Consider the following 25353-nt stretch of genomic DNA (forward strand, 5'->3'; position numbering starts at 1 on the left):
CGATGTGAGAGCTCCTAGACTCGATAGGACATGTGCGCCTATCAGGTCGTCGTGGTCGGCACCGATGGCTCGGACTCCTCGCTCCGAGCGGTGGAGCGTGCCGCCGCGACGGCGGCGGATCACGGCGCGACATTGATCGTCGCTACGGCGCATCTCCCAGTCCGCGAGGAGCGCGGCCGCTATGCCATCCCGCCGGGCAGCGACCACGGCCAGGACTACCGGACGCTGGGCCAGGCCCCCTTCTATGCGATCCTGCAGAACGCCAGGGAGCGGGCGCACCAGGCCGGGGCCAAGAACGTGGAGGAGAGGGCGATCGTGGGTCCCCCCATCAACGCGCTGGTGCAGCTCGCCGAGGAGGTCAATGCCGACCTGCTGGTCGTCGGCAACGTGGGGCTCAGCAGTGTCGCGGGGCGGCTGCTGGGATCAGTCCCATCCGAAGTCTCCCGCAGGGCCAAGACCGACGTTCTGATCGTCCACACGTCCGGCTGATGGGCGAACCCGCGGCCGCCGCCTAGGCGTCGGCCGAAGCGGTTGGGGCGCTGTGCCATTCGCTTGACTCCGAGCCTTTTGCGAAGGACCGAAGGTTTATGCGCACAATGAAATCCAGGACCCGGTCGGAGACGAGCCGGCTGATGCGCACTAGGATCGCGGCGTCGCGTCCGATGGTGTAGCGGGTGCGTGGGCGAGATGCGGTCGCGGCCTTGACGATCACTTTGGCGGCGTGTTCGGCCGAGACGCCGTCCCTGCCGAACGATCGGGCCTGGGCCGTGACGGCTGCTGCGAGCGCGTCGTAGCGTGCGAGCTGGGCAGGGGTCGTGTTTGTCATCAGTGCCTCCGCGGTGGCGATTCCCCGCTCGGCCATTTCGGTTTTGACCGCGCCGGGTTCGACGACGACGACCTTGATCCCGAGATCGCCGACCTCCCGGCGCAGGGCGTCGCTGACCGCCTCTAGCGCGAACTTCGAACCGGCATATGCGCCATAGGTCGGCAAGACGACCTTCCCGCCGACGGAACTTATGTTCACGACAGTGCCTTTGCTGCGTAACAGGGCCGGCAGCAGCGCCTGAGTCATCGCGATGTGTCCGAACAGGTTGACCTCAAACTGCTTGCGCCACTGAGCCATCGGCAGCGTCTCCACCGGCGCGTTGATCGCGATTCCGGCGTTGTTGATCAGCGCGCGAAGGGGGCGACGCAGAGGGTCATTCGCAACGCGCTCGGCGATTGCGGCCACGTCCGACTCGACGGTGATGTCCAGGATGTGCGGCTCGATGCGCTCGGCCCGCAGCGCGTCGGCGTCGACATCGCGGCGTACACCGGCGAGTACGTGAAAACCATTGCGGGCCAATAACTTTGCGGTAGCAGCGCCCATGCCAGTCGAGGCGCCGGTCACGACGATCAGCTGATGACGGTCGGTGGAATGCGGGGAAGTCATGACGGTCTCCATTCGGCATCCGAGCCTTTGAGTTGACGTTGTCAACTGAACCTATCTGGTTGAGTTGACGGTGTCAACTGAAAATCCGGCTTATGCTCGGCGGGTGGCGACACGAGCGGAGACGGCCGCGGCAACACGCCGCTCGTTGCTCGAGGCCGCCGGGGCATTGCTCGACCTCGGCGGCGTCGAAGCCGTCACGCTGCGGGAGGTGGGCGCGCGGGCCGGGGTTTCCCGCTCGGCGGCGTATCGCCACTTCGCCGATAAGGAATCGCTGCTCGCAGTACTGGCCACCAACGCATTGAGCGAATTGGGCGACTTGCTACAGGCTTTGGTCGATAGCGACGATCCGCCCGAAGAGTCCTTGCGCTCAGGTCTGCTTGCGCTGATCGAGCTGGGCCGCATGCGACCGCACTTGTACCGGCTGATGTTCACCCCGCCGCCGGGGGATCCGACCGAAGCGATGCGGGTGGCCGAACGGGCGCAGGATCTGTTTCTCGACATCGTTGGTCGTATCACGGGTCCTGAGCAGGCGCGGCGCTATGGGGCGCTGCTGTTGACCAGTGCCCACGGGATCACGGGTTTGGACTTGAGCGGCCACATGGATTTAGACAAGTGGCACACCAACGCCGAAGAGCTTGTAGACACACTGATCTCGGTGTTACCGAAATCCAAATAGTTCAGCCGCTCAGCAGGTCGGCAAAAGCCTGCGCGGCGGCGTGGACGCCGGCGTCGTCGTTGGTGGCGACCAGATCCAGCAGCAGGCCGCGGATGACGGCCAACCCGAGGCGGGCCAGCGCGGGGTCCGAATCGACGTCCAGCGCCCCGATCTCGGCGAGCCACCCATCGACCGCACCGGGAACCATTCGGGCGAAAGGCTTTTCGCCCTGGGCGGCGCGGGCGTAGCACTCGAAGAAGAGGCGTTCGGCCTGGCGCAGCTCGGGACGGCGGACGTCGGCCCACATGGCGGCGAAACCCTCAGCCGGTGTCGTTGGCAGGGTGGCCAGCACGCCCATCTGGCGGTGCTCCACCTCCTCGACGACGGCCAGCAACAAATCCTCTCGAGACCCGAAGTGATGCAACAGCATTCGATGGCTGGTGCCCACCGCGGCGGCAACGTCGCGCAGCGATCGGTCGCCGACGCCGCCCGCCGCGAACTCGGTGACGAGCGCGTCGAGGAGCTGCCGGCGCCTTTCGGAGTCAGGAGTGCGCGCCATCGGCACGGCTGAGTTGCTCAGACCGGGCCTTGAGTCCTTGCGCCTCGAGTTCCAAAAATCGCTTGGTCTTGTTGAGCATCAGCCGTCCGACCAGCGCTCCGAGCAGACCGCGCTGATCCAGTTGCTGGCGCACCAGAGTGCGGCCGCCCGGTTGCGGGATCACGTCGTGCCGAGCGCTCACCCGCACGCCCGGGGAGCGTTGCACCCAGGTCCAGGACGAGCCCGGGTCGATCTCGGTGACCTTCCAGACCAGCTTCGACATGCCGGGCTGCTTGATGGTGAACCGCTTGCCGACCGCGAGCGCGGGGCCGTCCCGTCCCACCAGCGACGTCACCGACGCGGTCCACTCGGGCCAGCGCTCCACCTCGCTGAAGACATTCCACACCAGCTGCGGCGACGCATCGATCTCGACACTGTCTTCGGTAAACATGTACCAAATGGTACATCGGGTGGGCGCTGCTGGGTAGGGGGCCGAAGAGCCGCGGCGGCCGCGCAATACTGGGAGGTAGCGCAATTGAATGCGGGGGTGGGTCCGCGACACGCAAACACAAGTTCTTGTGTTCCGCTCCGTTGTCGTACCCCAGGGGTAGTGTTTGGAGCCTGACGTCCCTCAGGCAAAACGGCGGGTGAAGTGGGGTTCTGGTGACCGAAAACATGAAGCTGATTGACCGCGTTTCGGCGATCAACTGGAACCGGCTGCAGGACGAGAAGGACGCCGAGGTCTGGGACCGGCTGACCGGAAACTTCTGGCTGCCCGAGAAGGTGCCGGTGTCCAACGACCTCCCGTCCTGGGCGACGCTGACCGCCGGGGAGAAACAGCTGACGATGCGGGTGTTCACCGGGCTGACCCTGCTGGACACGATCCAGGGCACGGTCGGCGCGGTCAGCCTCATCCCGGACGCGCTGACGCCGCACGAGGAAGCCGTCTACACCAACATCGCGTTCATGGAGTCGGTGCATGCGCGCAGCTACAGCAACATCTTCTCCACGCTGTGCTCGACCGCCGAGATCGACGACGCCTTCCGCTGGTCGGAGGAGAACCCCAACCTGCAGCGCAAGGCCGAGATCGTCATGCAGTACTACAAGGGCGACGAGCCGCTGAAGCGCAAGGTGGCCTCCACGCTGCTGGAAAGCTTCCTCTTCTACTCCGGCTTCTACCTGCCGATGTACTGGTCGAGCCGGGCCAAGCTGACCAACACCGCCGACATGATCCGCCTGATCATCCGCGACGAGGCCGTGCACGGGTATTACATCGGCTACAAGTACCAGCGTGGGCTGGCGCTGGTCGACGAGGCCAAGCGCGCCGAGCTCAAGGACTACACCTACGAGCTGCTGTTCGAGCTCTACGACAACGAGGTGGAGTACACCCAGGACCTCTACGACGAGGTCGGGCTGACCGAGGACGTCAAGAAGTTCCTGCGCTACAACGCCAACAAGGCGCTGATGAACCTCGGTTACGAGGCGCTGTTCCCGCGGGACGAGACCGACGTCAACCCGGCGATCCTGTCGGCGCTATCCCCCAACGCCGACGAGAACCACGACTTCTTCTCCGGCTCGGGCTCGTCGTACGTGATCGGCAAGGCCGTCGTCACCGAGGACGAGGACTGGGACTTCTAAATCCGGCGCTCCTTCGGCTTTAGCCAGGCGGGGGCGGCACGACGGGTCGGCACGTGTTGGCCCCCGGGTCCCACCAGTTGCCGGCACCGCAATCGGGAGGCGGCGGCGTCCCTACCGGTTGGCAGGCGTTGGCTCCCGGGTTCCACCAGTTGCCGGGGCCGCAATCTGGCGGTGGGGTCCCCAGCGGTTGGCAGGCGTTGGCTCCCGGGTTCCACCAGTTGCCGGGGCCGCAATCTGGCGGTGGGGTCCCTAGAGGTTGGCAGGCGTTGGCTCCTGGGTTCCACCAGTTGCCGGGGCCGCAATCCGGGGGTTGAGCCGAGCTCATCCCCGGAGACACCGCTGTCACGTACGTCATGGGCGCTAGAGCCATCATGACGACGCCCGCCGCGCGGCGAACAAGCATGCTCATGTAAGGACCTCCCATCAGGAAACCTGCAGGATCTAGAGATTGACCTTGACCTCGGGTCTTAAACAGTCGAATCGCTTTGGGCGCCGCCTGGCGACCTGCGCCTACGGGCTTCAGGCAAAGGCTCGTCGCCTGAACGTGCTCTTCGATTGAGAATCGGGCCGGCCGCACACGTCGGGGGGGAGGGACTGGGGCCGGCCCGATCGTCTATTCAGACACCGGCTGGGCCGATTTTCTTCCCGCAGGATTCTTCGCGCTCCACGCGGACGGCGGCACCCACGCCTGCAATACTTTGCGGCCGATCAACTGGCAGCCGTGGGTGTGCGCCAATTGCTTTGCGGCCCTTGTGAATTCCTGATTGCTTACCACGATGCTCCTGGTGCAGCCATGGTGGCGGGCGCCGGAGACGACCTGCTGGACGGCGGCGACGCCCACCGCTTTGCCGTAGCGCTTGCACTGGACCGCCACCGAGTGGCCGTCCTTTTCCGCGATCAGGTCGACGCCGTAGTCGCCGACCGGCGGCGTGAACGTCACCCGCCAGCCCGCGCGGCGCAGGCGGGCGGCCACATAGCCCTCGAACTCGACCCCGTCCATCGCGTCGACCGCCGCGAATCGGGCCCGCCCGCCGCGCGGCCACTGACGGTTGGTTGACCAGCCGACCAGCACCTCGAGCAGCAGCATGACATAGAACGCCACCAGCCCCATCCCGGGGCTGCGGTCGAGGACGCCGACGAACAGCCCGCAGGCAAGCGGGAGGACGACGAGCGCCTTGAGCACGCCTCGATGGTAGGGACCGGCAACGACAAACTGGACCTTTACCGCGAGCGCCACGCCCGACCCCGACGTGTTCGGGCAATGAACGGCATGTGAATTGTGGGCACGGAGCGACGGCTCGCTAGCGCCGGTGATGCCCCTGCCCTGACACTGTTCTGGTGACGAAACCCGCATCCTCCGAGAAGGATCACCGCCACCATTTCTGCCGCTCAGTGATCCAGTGGCTGCAGGTCGGCTACCCGAACGGCGTCCCCGGCCCGGACCGCGTGCCGCTGATGGCATTGCTGCGCAGCACACCGCTGACCGAAGACCAGATCCGCGAGGTGGTGCGCCACATCACCGCGAAGGAAGGCTCTCCGGAGACGATCGATCACCCGATCGACCGCGACGAAATCGCGGAGTTCATCTCCGACATGACGCAGTTCGACGCCGGCAAGGAAAACATCATCCGGGTGGCCGCCACGCTGGCCGCGGCCGGATGGCCACTGGCCGGCATCGACGTCAGCGAGGTCGTTCCCGACGACGAGCACGCGGAGGCGGCCGAAGTCATCGCCCGCGACTGCGCGCCCGAAGAACCGTCAGAGGTCGCCTCATAGCTTCGAGATGTCGATGACGAAGCGGTAGCGAACGTCGCTCGCCAGGACGCGCTCGTAGGCCTCGTTGATGTAACCCGGTTCGATCAGCTCGATTTCGGGCGTCACGTCGTGTTCGGCGCAGAAGTCCAGCATCTCCTGGGTTTCGGCGATCCCGCCGATGTTCGACCCGGACAGGCTGCGCCGCGCCAGCGCCAGCGGGAACGCGCCCACCTCCATGGGGTGCTCGGGAATGCCCAACTCGACGAGGGTGCCGTCGACGTCGAGCAGGTTGAGGTAATCGTTGAGTTTCAGGTTCGCCGAGACGGTGTTCAGGATCAGGTCGAAGCTGCCGCGCAACTTCTTGAAGGTGTCGGGGTCGGCGGTGGCGTAGTAGTGCTTGGCGCCCAGCCGCAGGCCGTCCTCCATCTTCTTCAGCGACTGCGACAGCACCGTCACCTCGGCGCCCATCGCCGCGCCCAGCTTGACGCCCATGTGCCCGAGGCCACCGAGGCCGATGATCGCGAGCCGCGTGCCCTCGCCGGCCTTCCAGTGGCGCAGCGGCGAGAACAGCGTGATGCCCGCGCACAGCAGAGGTGCCGCCTTGTCCAGCGGCAGCGAGTCGGGGATGCGCACCACGAAGTTCTCGTCGACGACGACACCCTGGCTGTAGCCGCCCTGGGTGGACGTGCCGTCTTTGTCGATGGAGTTGTAGGTGAAGGTCGCGCCCGGCTTGCAGTACTGCTCGAGACCGGCCTTGCAACTGCTGCACTGGCCGCAGGAGTTCACCATGCAGCCCACACCGACATGGTCGCCGACCTTGTACTTGCTGACCTCGGAGCCGACCGCGGAGACGACGCCGGCGATCTCGTGGCCGGGCACCACCGGGTAATTCGGCGTGCCCCACTCGGCCTTGACGGTGTGGATGTCGGAGTGGCAGATCCCGGCGAACTTGATGTCGATCGCTACGTCGTGCGGGCCGGGGTCACGGCGCTCGATGGTGGTCTTGATCAACGGTTCGGTCGCCGAGGTTGCGGCGTAAGCCGAAACAGTGCTCATGGATATATCCCTCTTCAATGTGGTCGCGTCTGCAAAAAGTTTAGCTAAGGTAATGGTCCCGGGCCACCGGAGGCCGCTCGGTATCACCTTAGGACCGCGGATACCCGCGCGCCCGCGCGCTAATTGATGGGGGCGTTGACCAGGCGGAGGTCGTCGACGATGCCGCGGGCCGCGACCAGGCCCTCGCCGGTCTGCCACAGCTCGTCGTTGACGACGTAGACGCGGTTGTCGTGGTTGGCGGACAGCTTGCGCCACGGGTTGCTGTCCAGCACGGTCGCGGCGCGCTGGGCGGCCGCCGGTGACGCACACGACACGTAGACGACGTCGGCGTCGGCGGCGGACAGGTCCGGGTTCTTGGCCAGGTCGTCGTCGGTGGCGCGGATCTCGATGTACGGCTTGTCGGTGAACCGTTGGGCCGCCGGTCGGTCCACCCCGACGGCGCCCAGGACGCTGGCCGGGAAGTTGTTGGTGCCGTAGACCCGGATCGTGTCGGTGGTCAGCTGCACGATGGACGCTTGAAAGTGGGACGCGTCATGCCTGGCGCCGACGTCGCTGGCCCGCTGCGAAAAGCCGTTGAGCAGCGCGTCCATCGCGGCCCCGCGCGCCGTCGCGGCGCCCACGCCGCGCAGGTTCTCTTCCCAGGCGGAACCGGGGGCAGCGGTGAACACCGTCGGGGCGATCGCGGCCAGCTGCGGATAGAGCTTGGGCGTCAGCCCCTGCGAGCCCAGGATGAGGTCGGGGTGGGTCGCCGCGATTGCGGCCAGGTCCGGGTTGCTGCGGGTCCCGACGCCGGGCACGCCGTGCACCGCGCTGCCCAGGTAGGCGGGCTGGCTCGACGATCCGTCCGGCAGCGCGGCGGCGACCACCCGCGAGTGCAGCCCGAGCGCGCACAGGGCGTCGAGCTGATCGCCGGAGAGCACCACGATGCGCTGAGGCTCGGCGGGCACCTGCACCACGTCCGGGTTGACGCCGGCGGCGTTGTGCGCCTGCCGCATCTTCGGCCCCGGATCGGCCGCCGCGGCATCCCGTGCACACGACTCGTCGGGGCGGCGGTCGTTTCCGAGCACGCCGGCCCCGGCGATCTGGGTGGTCGGGGTGACCAGCGTCGGAGTTGGCGCCTTCGTTCCGGGCTTGCCGGATCCGCAGCCACTGCATGCGACGGCGACCGCCACCGCCAGCGCCGCGGCCGCGCGCAGGGACGCGGGTCGGGTCACGCCGAAAAGCACGCGTCAGACGCTAACACCCGCCGGCTCGCAGCCCGGCACTCCGAACCGACACGCCGCACCGCCGAGCCGTTTACGACAGTTTGTAGGACCAGCCCTGACGTCGGCATGATCGACGGTTAAGATTCATGTCAGCTCTGTTTTTGGGCCCCTGTCCTACTGTTTGGAGAAGCTGTTGACAGCCGAAGCGCCCCCCTTGGGAGAACTCGAGGCCGTTCGTCCGTACCCAGACCGGACCGGCCCCAAAGGGAACCTCGTCTACAAACTGATCACCACGACCGATCACAAGATGATCGGCATCATGTACACGGTCACCTGCTTCGTCTTCTTCTTCATCGGCGGACTGATGGCCCTGTTGATGCGCACCGAGCTGGCCGCGCCGGGACTGCAGTTCCTGTCGAATGAGCAGTACAACCAGCTGTTCACGATGCACGGCACGATCATGCTGCTGCTGTACGCGACGCCGGTCGTGTTCGGGTTCGCCAACCTGGTGCTGCCGCTGCAGATCGGCGCGCCCGACGTCGCTTTCCCGCGGCTGAACGCCTTCTCGTTCTGGCTGTTCCTGTTCGGCGGTCTGACCGCGTCGGCCGGATTCATCGTCCCGGGCGGGGCCGCCGACTTCGGCTGGACGGCCTACACGCCGCTGTCCGACGCCGTCCACTCGCCCGGCGCCGGGGGAGACCTGTGGATCACCGGCCTGATCGTCGCCGGTCTGGGCACCATCCTGGGTGCGGTCAACATGATCACCACCGTGGTGTGCATGCGCGCGCCCGGCATGACGATGTTCCGGATGCCGATCTTCACCTGGAACATCCTCGTGACGTCGATCCTGATCCTGATCGCGTTCCCGATCCTGACCGCCGCGCTGTTCGGGCTGGCCGCCGATCGACATCTAGGGGCCCACGTCTACGACGCGGCCAACGGCGGGGTGCTGCTGTGGCAACACCTGTTTTGGTTCTTCGGCCATCCCGAGGTGTACATCATCGCCTTGCCGTTCTTCGGGATCATCACCGAGATCATTCCGGTGTTCTCCCGCAAGCCGGTCTTCGGTTACACCACACTGGTTTACGCGACGCTGTCGATCGCCGCGTTGTCCGTCGCGGTGTGGGCGCACCACATGTTCGCCACCGGAGCCGTTCTGCTGCCGTTCTTTTCGTTCATGACGTATCTGATCGCGGTGCCCACCGGGATCAAGTTCTTCAACTGGATCGGCACGATGTGGAAGGGGCAACTCACCTTTGAGACCCCGATGCTGTTCTCGGTGGGCTTCCTGGTGACCTTCCTGCTGGGTGGTCTGACCGGCGTGATGCTGGCCAGCCCCCCGCTGGACTTCCACGTCACCGACACCTACTTCGTGGTCGCGCACTTCCACTACGTGCTGTTCGGCACGATCGTGTTCGCCACGTTCGCCGGCGTTTACTTCTGGTTCCCCAAGATGACGGGCCGGCTGCTCGACGAGCGGCTGGGCAAGCTGCACTTCTGGCTGACCTTCATCGGCTTCCACACCACCTTCCTGGTGCAGCACTGGCTCGGCGACATGGGCATGCCGCGCCGCTACGCCGACTACCTGCCCTCGGACGGCTTCCAGCCGTACAACGTCGCCTCGACGGTCGGCGCCTTCATCCTGGGCGCGTCGATGTTCCCGTTCGTCTGGAACGTGTTCAAGAGCTGGCGCTACGGCGAGGTGGTGACCGTCGACGACCCGTGGGGCTACGGCAACTCGCTGGAGTGGGCGACCAGTTGCCCGCCGCCGCGGCACAACTTCACCGAACTGCCCCGGATCCGTTCCGAGCGACCGGCTTTCGAGCTGCATTACCCGCACATGGTGGAGCGGCTGCGCGCCGAGGCGCACGTCGGACGCCACGCCACGGCTCTCGAATCGCCGAAGGGATTCGGTCCACGGACCGAGCCCGATCGCTCGACCCCTGAGCAGTAGCGGCTGAGTCGGGGGTGAGCACACCACCGAAGGTGTCGGTGCTGATCACCGTCACCGGAGTGGACCAACCGGGCGTCACCTCGGCCCTCTTCGAGGCGCTCTCCGGGCACGGCGTCGAGCTGCTCAACGTCGAACAGGTGGTGATTCGGCACCGACTGACCCTGGGCGTGCTGGTGTGTTGCCCCGCCGACGTCGCCGACGGCCCCGACTTGCGCCGTGACGTCGAGTCGGCCATCCGCGGGGTGGGCCTCGACGTCACCATCGAACACAGCGACGACGTGGAGATCATCCGGGAGCCGTCGACCCACACCATTTTCGTGCTGGGCCGGCCCATCACCGCCGGTGCGTTCGGCGAGGTGGCCCGGGCGGTGGCCAGCCTGGGAGTCAACATCGACCTCATCCGCGGCGTCTCCGACTACCCCGTGACCGGCCTCGAGCTGCGGGTCTCGGTGCCGGCCGGATCGGACGCCGCGCTCCGGACGGCCCTCAACCAGGTGTCCGCCGAGAAGCGTATCGACGTGGCCGTCGAGGACTACACCCTCGAGCGGCGGGCCAAGCGGCTGATCGTGTTCGACGTGGACTCGACGCTGGTACAGGGCGAGGTGATCGAGATGCTGGCCGCCCGGGCGGGCGCCGAAGGGAAGGTCGCCGCCATCACCGACGCGGCCATGCGGGGCGAGCTGGACTTCGCGCAGTCCCTCGAACAACGGGTGGCCACCCTGGCGGGCCTGCCCGCCACCGTGATCGACGAGGTCGCCAGTCAGTTGGAGCTGATGCCCGGCGCCCGGACCACGCTGCGGACGTTGCGGCGCTTGGGTTTTCACTGCGGTGTCGTGTCCGGCGGCTTCCGGGGGATCATCGAGCCGTTGGCCGAGGAGCTGATGCTGGACTACGTCGCCGCCAATGAGCTCGAGATCGTCGACGGCAAACTCACCGGGCGGGTCGTCGGCCCCATCGTCGACCGCGCCGGCAAGGCGGCGGCGCTGCGGGACTTCGCGGAGCGGGTCGGGGTCCCGATGGCGCAGACCGTGGCCGTCGGCGACGGCGCCAACGACATCGACATGCTGGCCGCGGCCGGGTTGGGGGTGGCCTTCAACGCCAAGCCGGCGTTGCGTGAGGTGGCCGACGCCTCGCTGAGCCACCCGTACCTGGACACGGTGCTCTTTCTGCTGGGCGTGACGCGTGGCGAAATCGAGGCCGCCGACGCGGTGGACGGCGAGGTCCGCAGGGTAGAGATCCCGCCCGACGCGTAGCGGCCCCGGTACGGCACGATGAGCGGGTGCCCGAAAACGGAAGTGAGGCAGCCGACCCCGATCTGCTGATCGACCTCAGGAACGTGTCGCTGCGGCGCGGCGGCCACACCCTCGTCGGGCCAGTGGATTGGGCGGTCGAACTCGACGAGCGCTGGGTCATCGTCGGCCCCAACGGGGCCGGCAAGACGTCGCTGCTGCGGATCGCCGCGGCGGCCGAGCACCCCTCGTCGGGGGTGGCCTTCGTGCTCGGCGAGCGGCTGGGCCGGGTCGACATGTCGGAGTTGCGCTCCCGGATCGGCCTCAGCTCCTCGGCCCTGGCGCAGCGGGTGCCCACCGACGAGGTCGTGCGCGACCTGGTGGTCTCGGCCGGCTACGCGGTGCTGGGCCGCTGGCGGGAACGCTATGAGGACGTCGACTACCGCCGGGCCGTCGACATGCTGGAGAGCCTGGGCGCCGAGCACCTCGCGGACCGCAGCTACGGAACGCTGTCGGAGGGCGAGCGCAAGCGAGTGTTGATCGCCCGCGCTTTGATGACCGATCCGGAGCTGCTGCTGCTCGACGAACCGGCCGCCGGTCTGGACCTGGGTGGGCGCGAGGAGTTGGTGGCGCGGCTGGCCGACCTCGCGGCCGACCCCGACGCGCCCGCGCTGGTGCTGGTCACCCACCACGTCGAGGAGATTCCGCCCGGCTTCAGCCACTGCATGCTGCTGTCGGAAGGGACGGTGGTCGCCGCCGGGTTGCTCACCGACGTGCTGACGGCCGAGAACCTGTCCACCGCATTCGGGCAGTCGATAGCCCTCGATGTCGTCGACGGGCGCTACTTCGCCCGCCGCGTCCGCACCCGCGCAGCCCACCGGAGGCAGCTATGACGTCACCGAACGAAGAAGCCCCACTGGTGCCGCGGCCGGCGGCGACCGTGATGCTGGTCCGCGACGACCCGGGCGGTATCGCCGTCTTCCTGATGCGCCGGCACGCCAAGATGGAGTTCGCGGCCGGGACGATGGTTTTCCCCGGCGGTGGCGTCGATGACCGCGACCGCAACGCCGACATCGCGTGGGCCGGGCCGCCGCCACAGTGGTGGGCGCAGCGGTTCGGCATCGAGCCCGACCTGGCCGAAGCGCTGGTCTGCGCGGCGGCCCGGGAGACGTTCGAGGAGTCGGGGGTGCTGTTCGCGGGGCCGGCCGGCGACCCGGACGGGATCGTCGGCGACGCCTCGGTGTACGCCGACGCCCGCCGCGCGCTCGCCGACGGCACGTTGTCGTTCGCGGATTTCCTGCGCCGGGAGAACCTCGAGCTGCGTGCCGACCTGCTCCGGCCGTGGGCCAACTGGGTCACCCCCGAAGCCGAGCGCACGCGCCGCTATGACACCTACTTCTTTGTGGGCGCCCTGCCGCACGGGCAGCGGGCCGACGGCGAGAACACCGAATCCGACCGCGCCGGCTGGACCACGCCGCAGGCCGCCATCGACGACTTCTCCGCGGGCCGCTGTTTCCTGCTGCCGCCGACGTGGACCCAGCTGGATTCGCTGGCGGGGCGGACCGTCGCGGAAGTGCTGGCCGTCGAACGGCAAATCGTCACGGTGCAGCCGCACCTGGAGATCCAGGGCGACAACTGGGTCTTCGAGTTCTTCGATTCCGACCGCTACCACCAGGCACGCGAAGCCGGCGGGATGGGGTGGCGACATTGAGCGAGTTCGTCAGCACGGTGGTCAGCGACGGCTCGCAAGACGCCGGGCTCGCCATGCTGCTGCTGTCGCGGCCGCCGACGAACGCGATGACCCGCCAGCTCTACCGGGAGATCGTCGCCGCAGCCGCCGAGCTGGGGGAGCGCGACGACGTGGCCGCGGTCATCCTGTTCGGTGGCCACGAGATTTTCTCGGCCGGTGACGACATGCCCGAGCTGCGGACGCTGACCGGGCCGGAGGCCGAGACGGCGGCCGTGGCGCGGCAGCAGGCGATCGACGCCGTCGCGCGGATCCCGAAGCCGACCGTTGCCGCGATCACCGGGTACGCGCTGGGCGCCGGGCTCACGTTGGCGCTGGCCGCCGATTGGCGCGTCAGCGGTGACAACGTGAAATTCGGCGCGACCGAGGTCCTGGCCGGCCTCATCCCCGGCGGCGACGGCATGGCCCGGCTGACCCGCGCGGCCGGGGCGAGCAAGGCCAAGGAACTGGTGTTCAGCGGCCGGTTCTTCGACGCCGAGGAGGCGCTGGAGCTGGGCCTGATCGACGAGATGGTGGCCCCCGACGACGTCTACGACGCCGCCGCGGGGTGGGCGCGCCGCTTCCTCGACGGTCCGCGCCACGCGCTGGCCGCCGCGAAGGCCGGCATCAACGACGTGTTCGAGCTGAGTCCGGCCGATCGGGCCGCCGCCGAGCGGCGCCGCTACGTCGAAGTGTTCGCCGCTGGTGGCAGCGCTGAAGACGACTCCGAATCCGGCGCCCGTTAGGCTGCCCTGCATGACGACGAGTTCGACCGATGCCGTTCCGAACCCCCATGCCACCGCCGAGCAGGTGGAAGCGGCAAGGCACGACAGCAAGCTGGCCCAGGTGCTCTACCACGATTGGGAAGCCGAATCCTACGACGAGAAGTGGTCGATCTCTTACGACCAGCGCTGCGTGGACTACGCGCGCGACTGCTTCGACGCCGCCGTGCCCGACGAGGTGCAGCGCGAGCTGCCCTACGATCGGGCCCTCGAATTAGGCTGCGGCACCGGGTTTTTCCTGCTCAACCTGATCCAGTCCGGGGTCGCTCGCCGCGGATCGGTCACCGACCTGTCGCCCGGCATGGTCAAGGTCGCCACCCGAAACGGGCAGTCGCTGGGCCTGGACATCGACGGCCGGGTCGCCGACGCCGAAGGCATTCCGTACGAGGACAACACCTTCGACCTGGTCGTCGGGCACGCCGTGCTCCACCACATCCCCGACGTCGAACTGGCGCTGCGGGAGGTCGTGCGGGTGCTGCGGCCGGGCGGCCGGTTCGTGTTCGCCGGCGAGCCGACCACCGTCGGCGACACCTACGCCCGCACGTTGTCGACCCTGACCTGGCGGGTCGCCACCAACGTCACCAAGCTGCCCGGTCTGGACGGCTGGCGGCGACCGCAGGCCGAGCTCGACGAATCCTCCCGCGCCGCGGCGCTGGAGGCCGTCGTCGACCTACACACCTTCACGCCGGACGGCCTGGAGCGGCTGGCCGTCGATGCCGGTGCGGCCGAAGTTCAAAGCGCCACAGTGGAATTCACCGCCGCGATGCTGGGCTGGCCACTGCGCACGTTCGAATGCGCGGTGCCGCCCGGGCGGCTCGGCTGGGGCTGGGCGAAGTTCGCGTTCACCAGCTGGAAGACATTGAGTTGGCTCGACGCCAACGTCATGCGCCACCTGGCCCCGAAGGGCTGGTTCTACAACGTGATGATCACCGGGGTCAAGCCCTCCTGAGTGACGGCCTTACGTTCGGCATCGGGGACGTCCGTTACCTGCGGTCGGAATCGGGTGCCGCGGCGCTGGCGGTGGTCGCCGAACTCGAGCTGACCGATGCCACCCGGATCGCCGATATCGCCTCGGCGCGCGCCCGGTTCGGCGACCGGGCGGCGGTGCTGGTGGAAACGACGTTGCTGCGCCGGCGCGCCGCCGAGAAATTCAGCGGACTGGGTCCCGAAATCCCGGTGTCAGAATGGCTTTTCACCGACGAGGCGCTGCAGCAGGCCACCGCGGCCCCGGTGGCTTTGCACCGCGCCGCGCGGCTCGCCGAGGCGGGAGTCGTCGTGCACGACGCGACCTGTTCGATCGGCACCGAGTTGGCCGCGCTGCACCGGCTCGGGGTCCGGTCGGTGGGCAGCGACCTCGATGCGGTGCGGCTGGCGATGGCCCGGCACAACCTGGGCGAGGCCGCCCACCTCTGCCGCGCCGACGCACTGGTGCCGGTGACCCGCGACGCCGCCGTGCTGGTGGACCCGGCGCGACGCGACAGCGGGCGGCGCCGCTTCCGCATCGACGACTACCGGCCGGGCCTCGGCGCCCTGGTCGACACCTATCGGGATCGCAATCTCGTCGTAAAGTGTTCGCCCGGAATAGATTTCGACGAAGTCAGCCGGCTCGGTTTCGACGGCGAGATCGAGGTGACGTCCTATCGCGGCGCGGTGCGAGAAGCGTGCCTCTGGTCGCGCGGGCTGGCGCAGGGCGGTGTCCACCGGCGGGCCAGCGTCCTCGACCGCGACGAGCAGATCACCGACACCGACCCGGACGACTGCCCGGTGCGGCCGGCCGGGCGATGGATAGTCGATCCCGACGGGGCGGTGGTCCGGGCGGGGCTGGTTCGCCACTACGCGGCGCGGCACGGGTTGTGGCAACTCGATCCCGACATCGCCTACCTGTCCGGGGATGTGCTGCCGGCGGCGGTCCGCGGCTTCGAGTTGCTCGAGCGGCTGGCGTTCGACGAGCGACGGCTCCGCCAGGCGTTGTCAGCGCTGGGCTGCGGGACGCTGGAGGTCCTGGTTCGCGGAGTGCGGGTCGACCCCGACGCCCTGCGGCGGCGGATGCGGCTGCGTGGCAGCCGGCCCCTGTCGGTGGTCATCACCCGCATCGGGTCGCGGGCCGCCGGTCGCGCGACGGCGTTCGTCTGCAGGCCCTCGCGGTAGGCTGGTGGGATCGCTCTTGGAGGCGCCAGCCCCGCCTAATCTGCAAGGACAATAGAAGGATGCGTTATCTGATAGCGGCCGTTGCGCTCGCGTCGGCGGCCCTGTTGGGCTGGCCGGCCGCCGCCGCCCCACCGTCGTGCGCCAGCCTCGGCGGCACCATGGAGGACGGCCAGATGTGCCGCGTGCGCGCCACCGGCCCCACCTACATGCTCAACATGGTGTTTCCCGCCGACTATCCCGACGAGCAGGCGCTGACCGACTACATCACGCAGAACCGGGACGGTTTCGTCAACGTCGCGCAGAGCTCCGGGTCGCGCGATCAGCCCTACCAATTCGAGGCGACCACCGAGCAGCGCAGCTCCGGTCAGCCGCCGCACAACACCCGCAGCGTGGTGCTCAAGCTCTTCCAGGACCTCGGCGGGTCGCACCCCTCCATCTGGTACAAGGCGTTCAACTACAACCTCGCGACGAAGCAGCCCATCACCTTTGACAACCTGTTCGCGCCGGGCACCACCCCGCTGGACAGCATCTTCCCGGTCGTGCAGCGTGACCTGGCACGCCAAACTCCTTTGGGCGCAACCATTTTGCCCTCGACCGGGCACGACCCGACGCACTACCAGAACTTTGCGATCACCGACGACCAACTGATCTTCTACTTCGCGCCCGGTGAGATGCTGCCGGCGTTTGCCGGGCCGGTCCAAGCCGAGGTGCCCCGCAACGCCATCCCGCCCCTGGCCCTCTGACACCGCTGGCGTCAGACCGGACCGGCCAGCGTCTCCATTGCCGCGGCGCCGGCCGCCAGCGCCACCTGCGCGAGGCACCCGAGCAGCGGGACGAAGAAGGCGGTGCGGCGCCGGGCGAGGCGGCGGATGGCGACCACCAGGGCGGCGACGAAGACGATGGCCCCGCCGCCGAGGCCTAAAAACATGGCGCGGTCGATCCACGCCGGGTCGCCGCACTTCCGGGAGCCGCACGGGTCGGTACCCATGACGAAGAGGCTCAGCACGCCGATGGTGACGGCGACCAGGAAGGCGTGGACGGCGAGCAGCACAATGGTCGCGGTGCGGTCCACCGCCAGGTTGCGCTCGCTTTTTCCGGAGTAGGAGGCGACAGCGCCCCGCGTCTCGTCGTCATCGGTGGCCATGGGGTCAGTATGGCCCGGTCATGCCGGCGCGAAACCGTACACCTGGCCGTCGCTGGTCGCGGCCACGACCCGGCGATCGGTGCCGACCGAGACCCCGACCGGATATCCGGTGGCCGCCGGAAGCGGGTAGCTGCCCTGGGTGTGACCATTGCCGGGATCGAAGACCAGCAGCGACATGCCGGGCGCGCCGTTCGCGGCCGGGGTGCTGGTGACCGTATAGCCGACGCCGGCGCCCGCCAGGCTCGACGACGACAGCGGGACGACGTCGTCGCGGCGCCACGCCTGATCCGCGTGATCGCCCGCGTCCCTGAACGCCACCAGCCGGGTGTCGGGCCCGCCGCCCGCCACGATGAGTCCGCCGGGCGTGACGGCGGGCGGCGTCTGTGCCAGGAACCCCATCGGCGCCGACCATTTCACTTTCCCGTCACCGGCGTGAAGTGCCCACAGTCGTTGGTCGCGGCCGTTGACGTAGACGGTCGACCCGTCGGCGGACAGCACGGGGCTGGCGATGACACCCTCCCCGACGGCGTCGCTGGTCCACTCCCGCGACAGCAGCGGCGTCTGCCCGGGGTGATACTTCAGCCCGACCAGCCCCGCGGCCGGGGCGCCCGGCTGCCAGACGCCCAGCACCGCCATCTGGCTGGCCGCCGAGAAGGCGGGTGCGGCGGCCACCGGGCAACCCTGGCGGGCCGGCGCGCAGTCGGCCAACCCGCGCGTCGCGTCGGTGGGATCGACGCCGTCCACCAGATCCATCGGGCTGCCGGCCACCTCGCCACGGTGCGCCTCGAAGACCAGCACCTGGCCCAGGTGCGTCGCCACGAGCAGCTGCCCGTGTCCCAGAAACCGTGGCGTCGCGGGCATTCCGATCACCGGCCGCCGCCACCGCGTCCACTGCGTGACCGGGAAGGACAGGAACGCGCCGGGCTGGCCGACGTAGAGGTTGTCGAACCCGTCGAAGAGCGGGCCCGCAAACCCGCCGCCCTGGAACAGCCGCACGCACCAGCGCTGCCGGCCGTTGTGGTCGTTCTCCCACTCCATCAGCGAACAGCCGGCCGGCGTCTGCGCGTTGAGGGCCAGGTAGCCGCGCGCGCTCAGCGCCGGGCCCGCGGCCAAGCCGCCCTTGACGGAGCGCGTCCACCCCAGCGCCAGCTTGGTCGCGCCGTTGGTGCCGGTGTAGCTGCTGTTGGCGGCGTCACCGTATTGCGCGGGCCAGCCGGCCGAGGCGGATGCCTCCACCCACGAGTCGGTGTTGGCGCAGCCGGCGAACCCCATGGTGATCCCGGCCGCCAGCAGCGCGGATGACCAACGCCGAAGCCCACGCAGCAGATGTCGGGCACGCACTTGGATTCCCCAGATCCTTTCCGCGGACGTCGGCATGGGCAGCGATCGAGTACAGGTGAGGGTAACCCGTGGAGATCTCGGCGCAATTGATCGCTAGGCTGTCCGGCCATGACGAGCATGTGGGGCGCGCCGGTTCATCGCCGCTGGCGTGGATCGAACCTGCGGGACCCGCGCCAGGCCAAGTTCCTCACGCTGGCGTCGCTGAAATGGGTGTTGCGCAACCGCGCCTACACGCCCTGGTACCTGGTGCGGTATTGGCGGCTGCTCAAGTTCAAGCTCGCCAACCCACACATCATCACCCGAGGGATGGTCTTCCTGGGTAAGGACGTGGAGATCCACGCGACGCCCGAACTCGCGCAGCTGGAGATCGGTCGCTGGGTGCACATCGGCGACAAGAACACGATCCGTGCCCACGAGGGGTCGCTGCGGTTCGGCGACAAGGTGGTGCTGGGCCGTGACAACGTCATCAACGCCTACCTCGACATCGAACTCGGCGATTCGGTCCTGATGGCCGACTGGTGCTACGTCTGCGACTTCGACCACCGCATGGACAACATCAACCTGCCGATCAAGGATCAGGGCATCGTGAAGTCACCGGTGCGGATCGGGCCCGACACCTGGGTCGGGGTGAAGGTGACGGTGCTGCGCGGCACGGCCGTCGGCCGCGGCTGCGTGCTGGGCTCGCACGCGGTGGTCCGCGGTGTCATCCCCGACTACTCGATAGCGGTCGGCGCGCCGGCCAAGGTGGTCAAGGACCGCCAGCTCGCCTGGGAGAGCTCGGCCGCCCAGCGGGCGGAACTGGCCGCCGCGCTGGCCGACATCGAGCGCAAGAAGGCTGCGCGCTAGCCGGATGGCGGTGACCCGCAGCGCCCGGCTTCGCCGCGCTCGCGATCCCCGCTAGCCGGATGGCGGTGACCCGCAGCGCCCGGCTTCGCCGCGCTCGCGATCCCCGCTAGGCGGCCGGTTCAGCGTGGTCGTCGACCTTGAAATCGAAGTTGACGTCACCGGCGTCGATGTTGGTGACGGTCACCGCTACGCCGTATTTGTCCTTGCCGTCGACGAGCTGGCACCGTAGCGTCGCGCCCTGCACGCCCTTCAAGTTGTCGGGGCAGGTGACCGCGTCCGGCCGTCGGCCCACCTGCTGGGTCAGCTTGTCGCTGATAATGCTGGCGACCTGGTTCTTGTCGACCGTCTCCGCCATGTCGAACTTGACGTCATTGCCGTTCACGCTCGTGACGGTCACGTTGACATTGAATGTCTGGTTCTTGACCTTCATCTCGCAATTGAGTTGCGCCCCAACCTTTGCCGGCAGATCGTTCGGGCAGGTCACCGAATCGGGCTTATTGCCCGCGGCGTCGGTGAGCTTGGAGGTGATCTGGCCGGCAACGTCGCTCTTGCTGACCGTGTGCGACGAGCCCACGGAACACGAACAGGCGGTGACGCCTGCCAGCAATCCCGCTGCGGCACCGGAGGCCACCAACGTGCGAACGATGAAGTGTGTCATTAGTGCCTCCCGAGCGGCTTGACAACTGTGAATCGGCTGATAATTGCATGCCAGCTAGCTTCGGGGCAGGCGAATGAGCAAACGTTCACGCGGGCGACAATTCGTTGCTGGGCGAGGTGCGTCGGCTGGTGGCTCAGATGCTCTGGTAGCGGCGCAGCGCTTCGGCGCGCTCGGCGCCGTGGTCGACGATCGGGGCGGGGTAGTCGGCCGGCCGCTCGCCCTTGCGCAGGTGCGCGTCGTCGACCGAGCGCAGCTCGGGCACCCAGCGCCGGATGTACTCCCCGGACGGGTCGAACTTTTCGCCCTGGGTGGTCGGGTTGAACACCCGAAAGTACGGCGCGGCATCGGTACCGCAGCCCGCGCACCACTGCCACCCATGCTGGTTGTTCGCCATGTCACCGTCGACGAGCTGATCCAGGAACCACTCGGCGCCCCACTGCCAGGGCAGGTGCAGGTCTTTGACCAGAAACGATGCGACGATCATCCGCACCCGGTTGTGCATGAACCCGGTCTCGCGCAGTTGACGCATTCCCGCGTCCACCATCGGGAAGCCGGTTTCGCCGGCCTTCCACGACTCGAAACGGCGTTTCGCGTCGGAACCCGTGTCGGTACGGATGCCGTCGAACTGGCTGTTCCAATTGCGCCAGGCGCTGGCCGGCCGGTGATGCAGCACATCGGCGTAGAAGTCGCGGAATGCCAACTCGCGCAGATAAGCCCGGGCCCCGTCGTGACGGAGGTCGAGATCGGCGACCAGGGTCCGGGGATGGATGCTGCCGAACTTCAGGTGCGCCGACATCCGGCTGGTGCCGTGCATATCGGGCAGGTTACGTTCCTCGGCATAGCGCTGTAAGCCGTTGTCCACGAACGACTTCCACTGCTTGCGGCCCGCGGCCTCGCCGGCGGCGACGTCGAGTTCGGCGCCGGGATCTGGGATTTCGGCTTGCTCGAACGGCAGCTGCGCCGGATCGAGCCAGCGCGCCGAACCGGCGCTCGATTTCGCCGGTGCCCGCCACCCGGACTCGCGCCACTGGCGCAGAAACGGGGTGAACACCTGGTAGGGGGTGCCGTCCTTCTTGGTGACCCGGCCCGGTGACACCAGGTACGGCGATCCCGTGGCCACCAGGGGAACGGAATCCAATGCGGCACGCACCTTTTCGTCACGGCGCTTGCCGTACGGCGCGAAATCCTCGGAGATGTGCACGGCCGACGCACCGACCTCCCCGGCGATGCGCGGGATCACGTCGTCGGGCCGGCCACGGGTCACCAGTAACCGGCCATCCAGGTCGTCACGCAACTGTCGCAGCGAGTCACCCAGGAACTGGAGGCGGCGCCGGCCGGAGGAAGCCTCGAGCTTCGGATCGAGCACGAAACAGGCGAGCACTTCTCCGGCGCCGGCCGCGGCATTCAGCGCCGGATGGTCACCCAACCGTAGGTCGCGGCGAAACCACAAGAGGGTCGGCATGATCCGATGATTTCCTCAGCGGTTCAGCCGCCAAACATGGGTGGCCAGGACCGTCGCGAAGGAGCACCACAGCGGATACGCCGACAGGGCCAGTCCGGCCCGCGGGTCGGCTTGCGCCGTCCGACGCGTGAGGTCGACGCTGCTGGCCGTCAGCGCGGCGGCACCGACCGCGGAGGCGCCGAGTTTGTGGAAACGGAAGAAGAGCCAGCTCCACGCGGCGTTGAGAACAAGATTGAGCCCGAGTGCCGCGGTGTAGCGGCGCGCCTTGTCGTATTGTCCCGCCGCGCGAAACCGGTCGATGGCCACCGCGGACGTGACCGCGATGTCGCCATAAAGCGTGGTCCACGCCACCGGGAAGGCGGCGTTGGGGGGCTGGTAGGGCGGCTTGCGCAGCCGCGCATACCAGGCGGGAACGGCCTTGGCGCTCGCGATGCTTCCGGATCCGCCGGCGACGGCCACGGCGAGGCTCGTCGCGGCCAGGGTTGACTTGTTCACTTGGCGCTCCGTTCGTGTTGATATTCGGCTTGTGCTGCAACGGTGTTGGCGGGTTTCGGTACGGCGGGCCACCAGATACGGTCGCCGATGACGGCGAACAGCGCGGGGATGACCAGTGTGCGGACCACGAAGGTGTCCAGCAGGATGCCCAGGCCGACAATGATTCCCAGCTGGGTGAGCACGATCAGCGGCAACACGCCCAGCACGCAGAAGACGGCGGCCAACACGATTCCCGCACTGGTGATGACGCCGCCGGTGGCCGACACCGCCGCGACCATCCCCGCCCGTGCGCCGCGCTGCGCGGACTCCTCGCGCGCCCGGGTGACCAGAAAGATGGTGTAGTCCACCCCGAGGGCGGCCAGAAAGAGAAAGGCGAACAGCGGCGTGCTGTTGTCCAGCGCCGGAAAGCCGAACACGTGGCTGCTGGCCCATCCGCCAAGGCCTAATGCGGCCAGTGCCCCGAGAATCGTCGCCGCGAGCAGTGTGGGCGGCGCGAGTACGGATCGCAGCAGGACATAGAGCACGACGAGGATGACCGCAAGAATCGCCGGGATCAGCAGATGCCGGTCGTGGGTTGCCGCGTTGCGGACGTCGAGTGCCTGCGCATCCGTTCCGCCCACCAGCGCCGCCGGGTCGGCGGACTTGGTCGTATCACGCAGCGCGGCAATGGTATTGAACGCCCGATCGGTGGCTGGCGGCGCATCGATCACCACCGACCACTTCGTCAGCCCGGACGCCGAGTGGCCCGAATCGATGGAGGAGATCACGCCGGGGGTCGCCTTGATGGCCTGCGGCACCCGCGAATCGGTGGGGGCGACCACGAGCGTCGGGCTGGCCAGGCCGGCCGGAAAATGTGCGGCCACAATGTCGTAACCGGTCACCGAATCCGCGTGAACCCGGAACTGCTCGGTCTGCGACAAACCGATGCGCGTGCCCAGTAGACCGGTGGCAAGGGCCGCCAGACCGGCGACCGCGACCGCCGCGACCAGCGCCGGACGCCGATTCACCCACTCCCCGATGCGATGCCAGGCACCGGAATCCGTGGTCGGGTGGTCCTCGGGGTGGGGAATGAACGGCCAGAACAATCGACGGCCACACAGTCCCAGCAGCGGTGGCAGTATCACCAGGGCCGACACCGCGGCGACCACGAGTCCGCACGCCGCGAGCGCGCCCAGGCTGCGTGTGCTCGGCGTCGAGGCGAACAGCAAGGTGAGCAACGCCAGCACCACGGTGGCATTGCTGGCGACGATCGCGGGCCCGGCCATCCGCACCGCGCGACGCAGGGCCTCTCGGTGTTCGCTCGTGTGCCGAAGCTCCTGCCGATAGCGCGAAATCAACAGCAGCGCGTAGTTGGTGCCCGCACCGAACACCAGGACACTGGTAATTCCGGAGGTCGCGCCGTCGAAGCTCAGCCCGGTCAGCGACGCCACCGCAGTACCCACCGCCGCCGCGACCCGGTCGGCGAACCCGACCACCACCAGCGGCAGCAGCCATAGCACCGGGGAGCGATAGGTGGCGATCAGCAGCAGGGCCACCACCGAGGCCGTCACCGCGAGCAGGGTGATGTTGGCGTTGGTGAACGCGCCGGCGATGTCGGCGCCGAACGCCGGGCCGCCCGTGACGTGTGCCTGCAGCTCCGCCGCCAGGCCGGTGGAGGCGGCTTTGCGCAGGTTGGCGACCGTGTCGCTCAGGGTGAGGCCCGACAGATCGGCGCTGACCGGCACCACCCCGATGGCCGCCTTGCCGTCGGCCGACACCTGCGCCGGTGCCGCCGCCGCGGCGACGTCCGGCCGTACGGCGGCCTGCATGCGGTCGCGCGCCGCCTGTGCGGCGGTGACGTCGGCGGGGGTGAGCGCGGCACCGTCGGTGCGGCTGACGACCATGATCAATGGAACGCGGTCCCCGCCGGGAAACTGGCGAGCCAGGGCGTCGACCCTGGCGGAATCGGAAGCCGTCGGCACAGACAACGGCGCCTGGCCCGCCGCCGCATTCGCGCCGACGATCACCATGAAACCGATGCCGAGCAGCAGGGCAGCCAGCACGAACAGCCACGATCGCCGCCCCGTCAGGGCCGCGGCCAAGCCATCCCACATCACAAAGAGAAGTCTTTCAGTATGTTAAACATTAATCAACTGAAATTACGCATCGTCACGCATTAGGGCGCCGACGGCACGCAACAAGGGGCACTATGAACATTATGGATGTGAGGGGCCGGGGGTTCGTCGCGCCGGGGTGCCCGCAGTGACGGCCGACCGCGGGCCGATGACCACTCGCAAGCGTCGGCACATCGACGTGTGCCTCGGTGAGCAGGTGAACTATGAGCAGCTCAGTACGGGGCTGGAGCGCTACCGGTTGCCCTACAACGCGCTGACCCAGACCAGCCTCGGTGACATCGACCTGTCCACCAAATTCTTCGGTGCGAACCTGCGGTCGCCGGTTCTCATCGGTGCGATGACCGGCGGCGCCGAGTTGTCGGGCACCATCAACCGGAATCTGGCCGCGGCCGCTCAACAGCTTGGCGTCGGGATGATGCTCGGCTCACAGCGGATCATGCTCGACAGCGTGCTCGGCGAGCGGGCGGCGGCCAGCTTCACGGTTCGTGATGTGGCCCCGGATGTCTTGCTGTTCGGCAACATCGGCCTGGCCCAGCTGACCGAGGCCGCCGTGCCCGAGCTCGCGAAGGCTCTCGACCGGGTGGGCGCCGATGCGCTTGCGGTGCACACCAATCCGTTGCAGGAAGCCATGCAGAGCAACGGTGACACGGACTTCTCCGGGTCGTTGGCCAGGCTGCGAGCTGTGGCCGACGCGATAGATCGCCCGGTGCTGCTCAAGGAGGTCGGCCACGGGATCGGCGGCGTGGCGGCGGCGGAACTGGTTGGGGCCGAAGGGGACCTGCCCCTTTCCGGGATAGACGTTGCGGGCGCCGGCGGCACGTCATGGTCGCGGGTCGAGCAGTTCGTCCGCTACGGCGAGCTGCGGTACCCGCATCTGGCCGATTGGGGCATCCCGACCGCGACGGCGATCGTCGAGGTGCGGGAGGTGCTGCCGGAGATTCCGCTGGTGGCTTCGGGGGGTATCCGCACGGGGATGGACGCGGCCAAGGCCATCGCGTTGGGCGCCGACGTCGTGGCGGTGGCTCGGCCGCTGCTGCCGGCCGCGATCGATTCCGCTGCTGCCGTTGTTGATTGGCTGCAGCCGTTCATCGACGAGCTTCGCGTCTGCCTGCACGGCTGCGGTGTCGCCGGCCTTTCCGGGTTGCGCGCCCTCGACCTCACGCCGGTCTCGTAGA

26 protein-coding genes are annotated in these 25353 nt (G+C 68.2%); 14 read left to right on the forward strand and 12 right to left on the reverse strand.

Annotated elements, in window-relative coordinates:
- Positions 1-30 precede the first annotated feature (30 nt).
- Positions 31-489 carry a universal stress protein gene (locus A5697_RS24640; protein ID WP_067945639.1) on the forward strand — a complete coding sequence of 153 codons (459 nt, stop codon included), beginning with the start codon at positions 31-33 and terminating at the stop codon, positions 487-489.
- A 22-nt stretch (positions 490-511) separates the two neighbouring features.
- Here the strand turns inward: A5697_RS24640 and A5697_RS24645 are convergent, their stop codons facing one another.
- A complete protein-coding gene (locus A5697_RS24645; RefSeq protein WP_231972174.1) occupies positions 512-1444 on the reverse strand; it encodes an SDR family oxidoreductase in 933 nt (310 codons plus the stop codon).
- Between the two features lie 91 nt (positions 1445-1535).
- On the opposite strand from A5697_RS24645, the gene A5697_RS24650 reads away from it, so the two are divergent.
- Positions 1536-2108: a TetR/AcrR family transcriptional regulator gene (locus tag A5697_RS24650; protein WP_068012333.1), complete on the forward strand. Its 573-nt coding sequence runs from the start codon at positions 1536-1538 to the stop codon at positions 2106-2108.
- Between the two features lies 1 nt (position 2109).
- Here A5697_RS24650 and A5697_RS24655 read toward each other — a convergent pair whose 3' ends face one another.
- A complete protein-coding gene (locus A5697_RS24655) occupies positions 2110-2646 on the reverse strand; it encodes a TetR/AcrR family transcriptional regulator (RefSeq protein ID WP_067945644.1) in 537 nt (178 codons plus the stop codon).
- Positions 2630-3076 carry an SRPBCC family protein gene (locus A5697_RS24660; protein WP_067945646.1) on the reverse strand — a complete coding sequence of 149 codons (447 nt, stop codon included), beginning with the start codon at positions 3074-3076 and terminating at the stop codon, positions 2630-2632. Before A5697_RS24660 ends, A5697_RS24655 begins: the two co-directional genes overlap by 17 nt.
- Before the next feature lie 212 nt (positions 3077-3288).
- On the opposite strand from A5697_RS24660, the gene nrdF reads away from it, so the two are divergent.
- Positions 3289-4263, forward strand: coding sequence for a class 1b ribonucleoside-diphosphate reductase subunit beta (nrdF, locus tag A5697_RS24665; protein WP_197501105.1), 975 nt, complete (start codon positions 3289-3291; stop codon positions 4261-4263).
- 613 nt (positions 4264-4876) lie between these two features.
- Here nrdF and A5697_RS24670 read toward each other — a convergent pair.
- Entirely contained in the window at positions 4877-5446 is a 570-nt protein-coding gene (locus tag A5697_RS24670; protein ID WP_231972175.1) for a restriction endonuclease, read from the reverse strand.
- A 155-nt stretch (positions 5447-5601) separates the two neighbouring features.
- Here A5697_RS24670 and A5697_RS24675 point away from each other — a divergent pair, with 155 nt between their 5' ends.
- Positions 5602-6039, forward strand: a complete 438-nt coding sequence (locus A5697_RS24675) for a DUF3349 domain-containing protein (protein WP_067945650.1) — start codon at positions 5602-5604, stop codon at positions 6037-6039.
- Here the strand turns inward: A5697_RS24675 and A5697_RS24680 are convergent.
- Positions 6034-7074 carry an NAD(P)-dependent alcohol dehydrogenase gene (locus tag A5697_RS24680; protein WP_068012337.1) on the reverse strand — a complete coding sequence of 347 codons (1041 nt, stop codon included), beginning with the start codon at positions 7072-7074 and terminating at the stop codon, positions 6034-6036. The two genes, A5697_RS24675 and A5697_RS24680, sit on opposite strands and share 6 nt — an antisense overlap.
- 119 nt (positions 7075-7193) lie before the next feature.
- Positions 7194-8270: an iron-siderophore ABC transporter substrate-binding protein gene (locus A5697_RS24685; protein ID WP_156673436.1), complete on the reverse strand. Its 1077-nt coding sequence runs from the start codon at positions 8268-8270 to the stop codon at positions 7194-7196.
- A gap of 202 nt (positions 8271-8472) precedes the next feature.
- Here A5697_RS24685 and ctaD point away from each other — a divergent pair, with 202 nt between their 5' ends.
- The 8 genes from ctaD to A5697_RS24725 are packed head-to-tail and all read left to right on the forward strand — an operon-like array spanning position 8473 to position 16861.
- Positions 8473-10233 (forward strand): cytochrome c oxidase subunit I, encoded by a 1761-nt coding sequence (gene ctaD / locus A5697_RS24690; RefSeq protein WP_067945728.1) that lies wholly within the window; start codon positions 8473-8475, stop codon positions 10231-10233.
- Between the two features lie 14 nt (positions 10234-10247).
- Positions 10248-11486 (forward strand): phosphoserine phosphatase SerB, encoded by a 1239-nt coding sequence (gene serB, locus A5697_RS24695; RefSeq protein ID WP_068012340.1) that lies wholly within the window; start codon positions 10248-10250, stop codon positions 11484-11486.
- Between the two features lie 26 nt (positions 11487-11512).
- Positions 11513-12355 carry an ABC transporter ATP-binding protein gene (locus A5697_RS24700; RefSeq protein WP_068012342.1) on the forward strand — a complete coding sequence of 281 codons (843 nt, stop codon included), beginning with the start codon at positions 11513-11515 and terminating at the stop codon, positions 12353-12355.
- A complete protein-coding gene (locus A5697_RS24705; RefSeq protein ID WP_068012343.1) occupies positions 12352-13173 on the forward strand; it encodes an NUDIX domain-containing protein in 822 nt (273 codons plus the stop codon). Before A5697_RS24700 ends, A5697_RS24705 begins: the two co-directional genes overlap by 4 nt.
- Positions 13170-13934 carry an enoyl-CoA hydratase gene (locus A5697_RS24710; RefSeq protein ID WP_067945730.1) on the forward strand — a complete coding sequence of 255 codons (765 nt, stop codon included), beginning with the start codon at positions 13170-13172 and terminating at the stop codon, positions 13932-13934. Before A5697_RS24705 ends, A5697_RS24710 begins: the two co-directional genes overlap by 4 nt.
- Positions 13935-13944: 10 nt before the next feature.
- Entirely contained in the window at positions 13945-14919 is a 975-nt protein-coding gene (locus A5697_RS24715) for a class I SAM-dependent methyltransferase (protein ID WP_067945661.1), read from the forward strand.
- Entirely contained in the window at positions 14916-16118 is a 1203-nt protein-coding gene (locus tag A5697_RS24720; RefSeq protein WP_197501109.1) for a class I SAM-dependent methyltransferase, read from the forward strand. The genes A5697_RS24715 and A5697_RS24720 overlap by 4 nt, the downstream gene beginning before the upstream one ends.
- 59 nt (positions 16119-16177) lie before the next feature.
- Positions 16178-16861, forward strand: coding sequence for an esterase (locus A5697_RS24725; RefSeq protein WP_068012345.1), 684 nt, complete (start codon positions 16178-16180; stop codon positions 16859-16861).
- An 11-nt stretch (positions 16862-16872) separates the two neighbouring features.
- Here the strand turns inward: A5697_RS24725 and A5697_RS24730 are convergent, their stop codons facing one another.
- Both A5697_RS24730 and A5697_RS24735 read right to left on the reverse strand, forming a co-directional pair.
- A complete protein-coding gene (locus A5697_RS24730) occupies positions 16873-17262 on the reverse strand; it encodes a DUF6264 family protein (protein WP_068012348.1) in 390 nt (129 codons plus the stop codon).
- An 18-nt stretch (positions 17263-17280) separates the two neighbouring features.
- The gene (locus A5697_RS24735; RefSeq protein ID WP_068012413.1) at positions 17281-18534 is read right to left on the reverse strand and encodes a PQQ-binding-like beta-propeller repeat protein; all 1254 of its coding nucleotides are present in this window, start codon (positions 18532-18534) and stop codon (positions 17281-17283) included.
- Between the two features lie 177 nt (positions 18535-18711).
- On the opposite strand from A5697_RS24735, the gene A5697_RS24740 reads away from it, so the two are divergent.
- Complete coding sequence (locus A5697_RS24740; protein ID WP_068012349.1) at positions 18712-19449, forward strand: acyltransferase; 738 nt, start codon at positions 18712-18714, stop codon at positions 19447-19449.
- A 106-nt stretch (positions 19450-19555) separates the two neighbouring features.
- Here the strand turns inward: A5697_RS24740 and A5697_RS24745 are convergent, their stop codons facing one another.
- The 4 genes from A5697_RS24745 to A5697_RS24760 form a co-directional block, all read right to left on the reverse strand.
- Positions 19556-20107 carry a DUF4333 domain-containing protein gene (locus tag A5697_RS24745; protein WP_068012351.1) on the reverse strand — a complete coding sequence of 184 codons (552 nt, stop codon included), beginning with the start codon at positions 20105-20107 and terminating at the stop codon, positions 19556-19558.
- Between the two features lie 133 nt (positions 20108-20240).
- Positions 20241-21569, reverse strand: coding sequence for a deoxyribodipyrimidine photo-lyase (locus A5697_RS24750; protein WP_068012353.1), 1329 nt, complete (start codon positions 21567-21569; stop codon positions 20241-20243).
- A 15-nt stretch (positions 21570-21584) separates the two neighbouring features.
- Positions 21585-22064: a TspO/MBR family protein gene (locus A5697_RS24755; RefSeq protein WP_067945671.1), complete on the reverse strand. Its 480-nt coding sequence runs from the start codon at positions 22062-22064 to the stop codon at positions 21585-21587.
- Complete coding sequence (locus tag A5697_RS24760; protein WP_082953581.1) at positions 22061-24157, reverse strand: MMPL family transporter; 2097 nt, start codon at positions 24155-24157, stop codon at positions 22061-22063. Before A5697_RS24760 ends, A5697_RS24755 begins: the two co-directional genes overlap by 4 nt.
- Before the next feature lie 169 nt (positions 24158-24326).
- Here A5697_RS24760 and fni point away from each other — a divergent pair, with 169 nt between their 5' ends.
- Positions 24327-25352 carry a type 2 isopentenyl-diphosphate Delta-isomerase gene (fni, locus tag A5697_RS24765; RefSeq protein ID WP_156673438.1) on the forward strand — a complete coding sequence of 342 codons (1026 nt, stop codon included), beginning with the start codon at positions 24327-24329 and terminating at the stop codon, positions 25350-25352.
- Position 25353: the final 1 nt, after the last annotated feature.

The organism is Mycobacterium sp. E3251, assembly GCF_001666835.1.
Classification (GTDB): Bacteria; Actinomycetota; Actinomycetes; order Mycobacteriales; family Mycobacteriaceae; genus Mycobacterium.

Bases quoted from the DNA above. Each gene is read 5' to 3' on its own strand.
- A5697_RS24640 (WP_067945639.1), top strand. From the start codon at position 31: ATGTGCGCCTATCAGGTCGTCGTGGTCGGCACCGATGGCTCGGACTCC.
- A5697_RS24645 (WP_231972174.1), bottom strand. From the start codon at position 1,444: ATGGAGACCGTCATGACTTCCCCGCATTCCACCGACCGTCATCAGCTG.
- A5697_RS24655 (WP_067945644.1), bottom strand. From the start codon at position 2,646: ATGGCGCGCACTCCTGACTCCGAAAGGCGCCGGCAGCTCCTCGACGCG.
- A5697_RS24660 (WP_067945646.1), bottom strand. From the start codon at position 3,076: ATGTTTACCGAAGACAGTGTCGAGATCGATGCGTCGCCGCAGCTGGTG.
- A5697_RS24680 (WP_068012337.1), bottom strand. From the start codon at position 7,074: ATGAGCACTGTTTCGGCTTACGCCGCAACCTCGGCGACCGAACCGTTG.
- A5697_RS24705 (WP_068012343.1), top strand. From the start codon at position 12,352: ATGACGTCACCGAACGAAGAAGCCCCACTGGTGCCGCGGCCGGCGGCG.
- A5697_RS24715 (WP_067945661.1), top strand. From the start codon at position 13,945: ATGACGACGAGTTCGACCGATGCCGTTCCGAACCCCCATGCCACCGCC.
- A5697_RS24725 (WP_068012345.1), top strand. From the start codon at position 16,178: ATGCGTTATCTGATAGCGGCCGTTGCGCTCGCGTCGGCGGCCCTGTTG.
- A5697_RS24730 (WP_068012348.1), bottom strand. From the start codon at position 17,262: ATGGCCACCGATGACGACGAGACGCGGGGCGCTGTCGCCTCCTACTCC.
- A5697_RS24735 (WP_068012413.1), bottom strand. From the start codon at position 18,534: ATGGGGTTCGCCGGCTGCGCCAACACCGACTCGTGGGTGGAGGCATCC.
- A5697_RS24740 (WP_068012349.1), top strand. From the start codon at position 18,712: ATGACGAGCATGTGGGGCGCGCCGGTTCATCGCCGCTGGCGTGGATCG.
- A5697_RS24745 (WP_068012351.1), bottom strand. From the start codon at position 20,107: ATGACACACTTCATCGTTCGCACGTTGGTGGCCTCCGGTGCCGCAGCG.
- A5697_RS24750 (WP_068012353.1), bottom strand. From the start codon at position 21,569: ATGCCGACCCTCTTGTGGTTTCGCCGCGACCTACGGTTGGGTGACCAT.
- A5697_RS24760 (WP_082953581.1), bottom strand. From the start codon at position 24,157: ATGTGGGATGGCTTGGCCGCGGCCCTGACGGGGCGGCGATCGTGGCTG.
- fni (WP_156673438.1), top strand. From the start codon at position 24,327: ATGACCACTCGCAAGCGTCGGCACATCGACGTGTGCCTCGGTGAGCAG.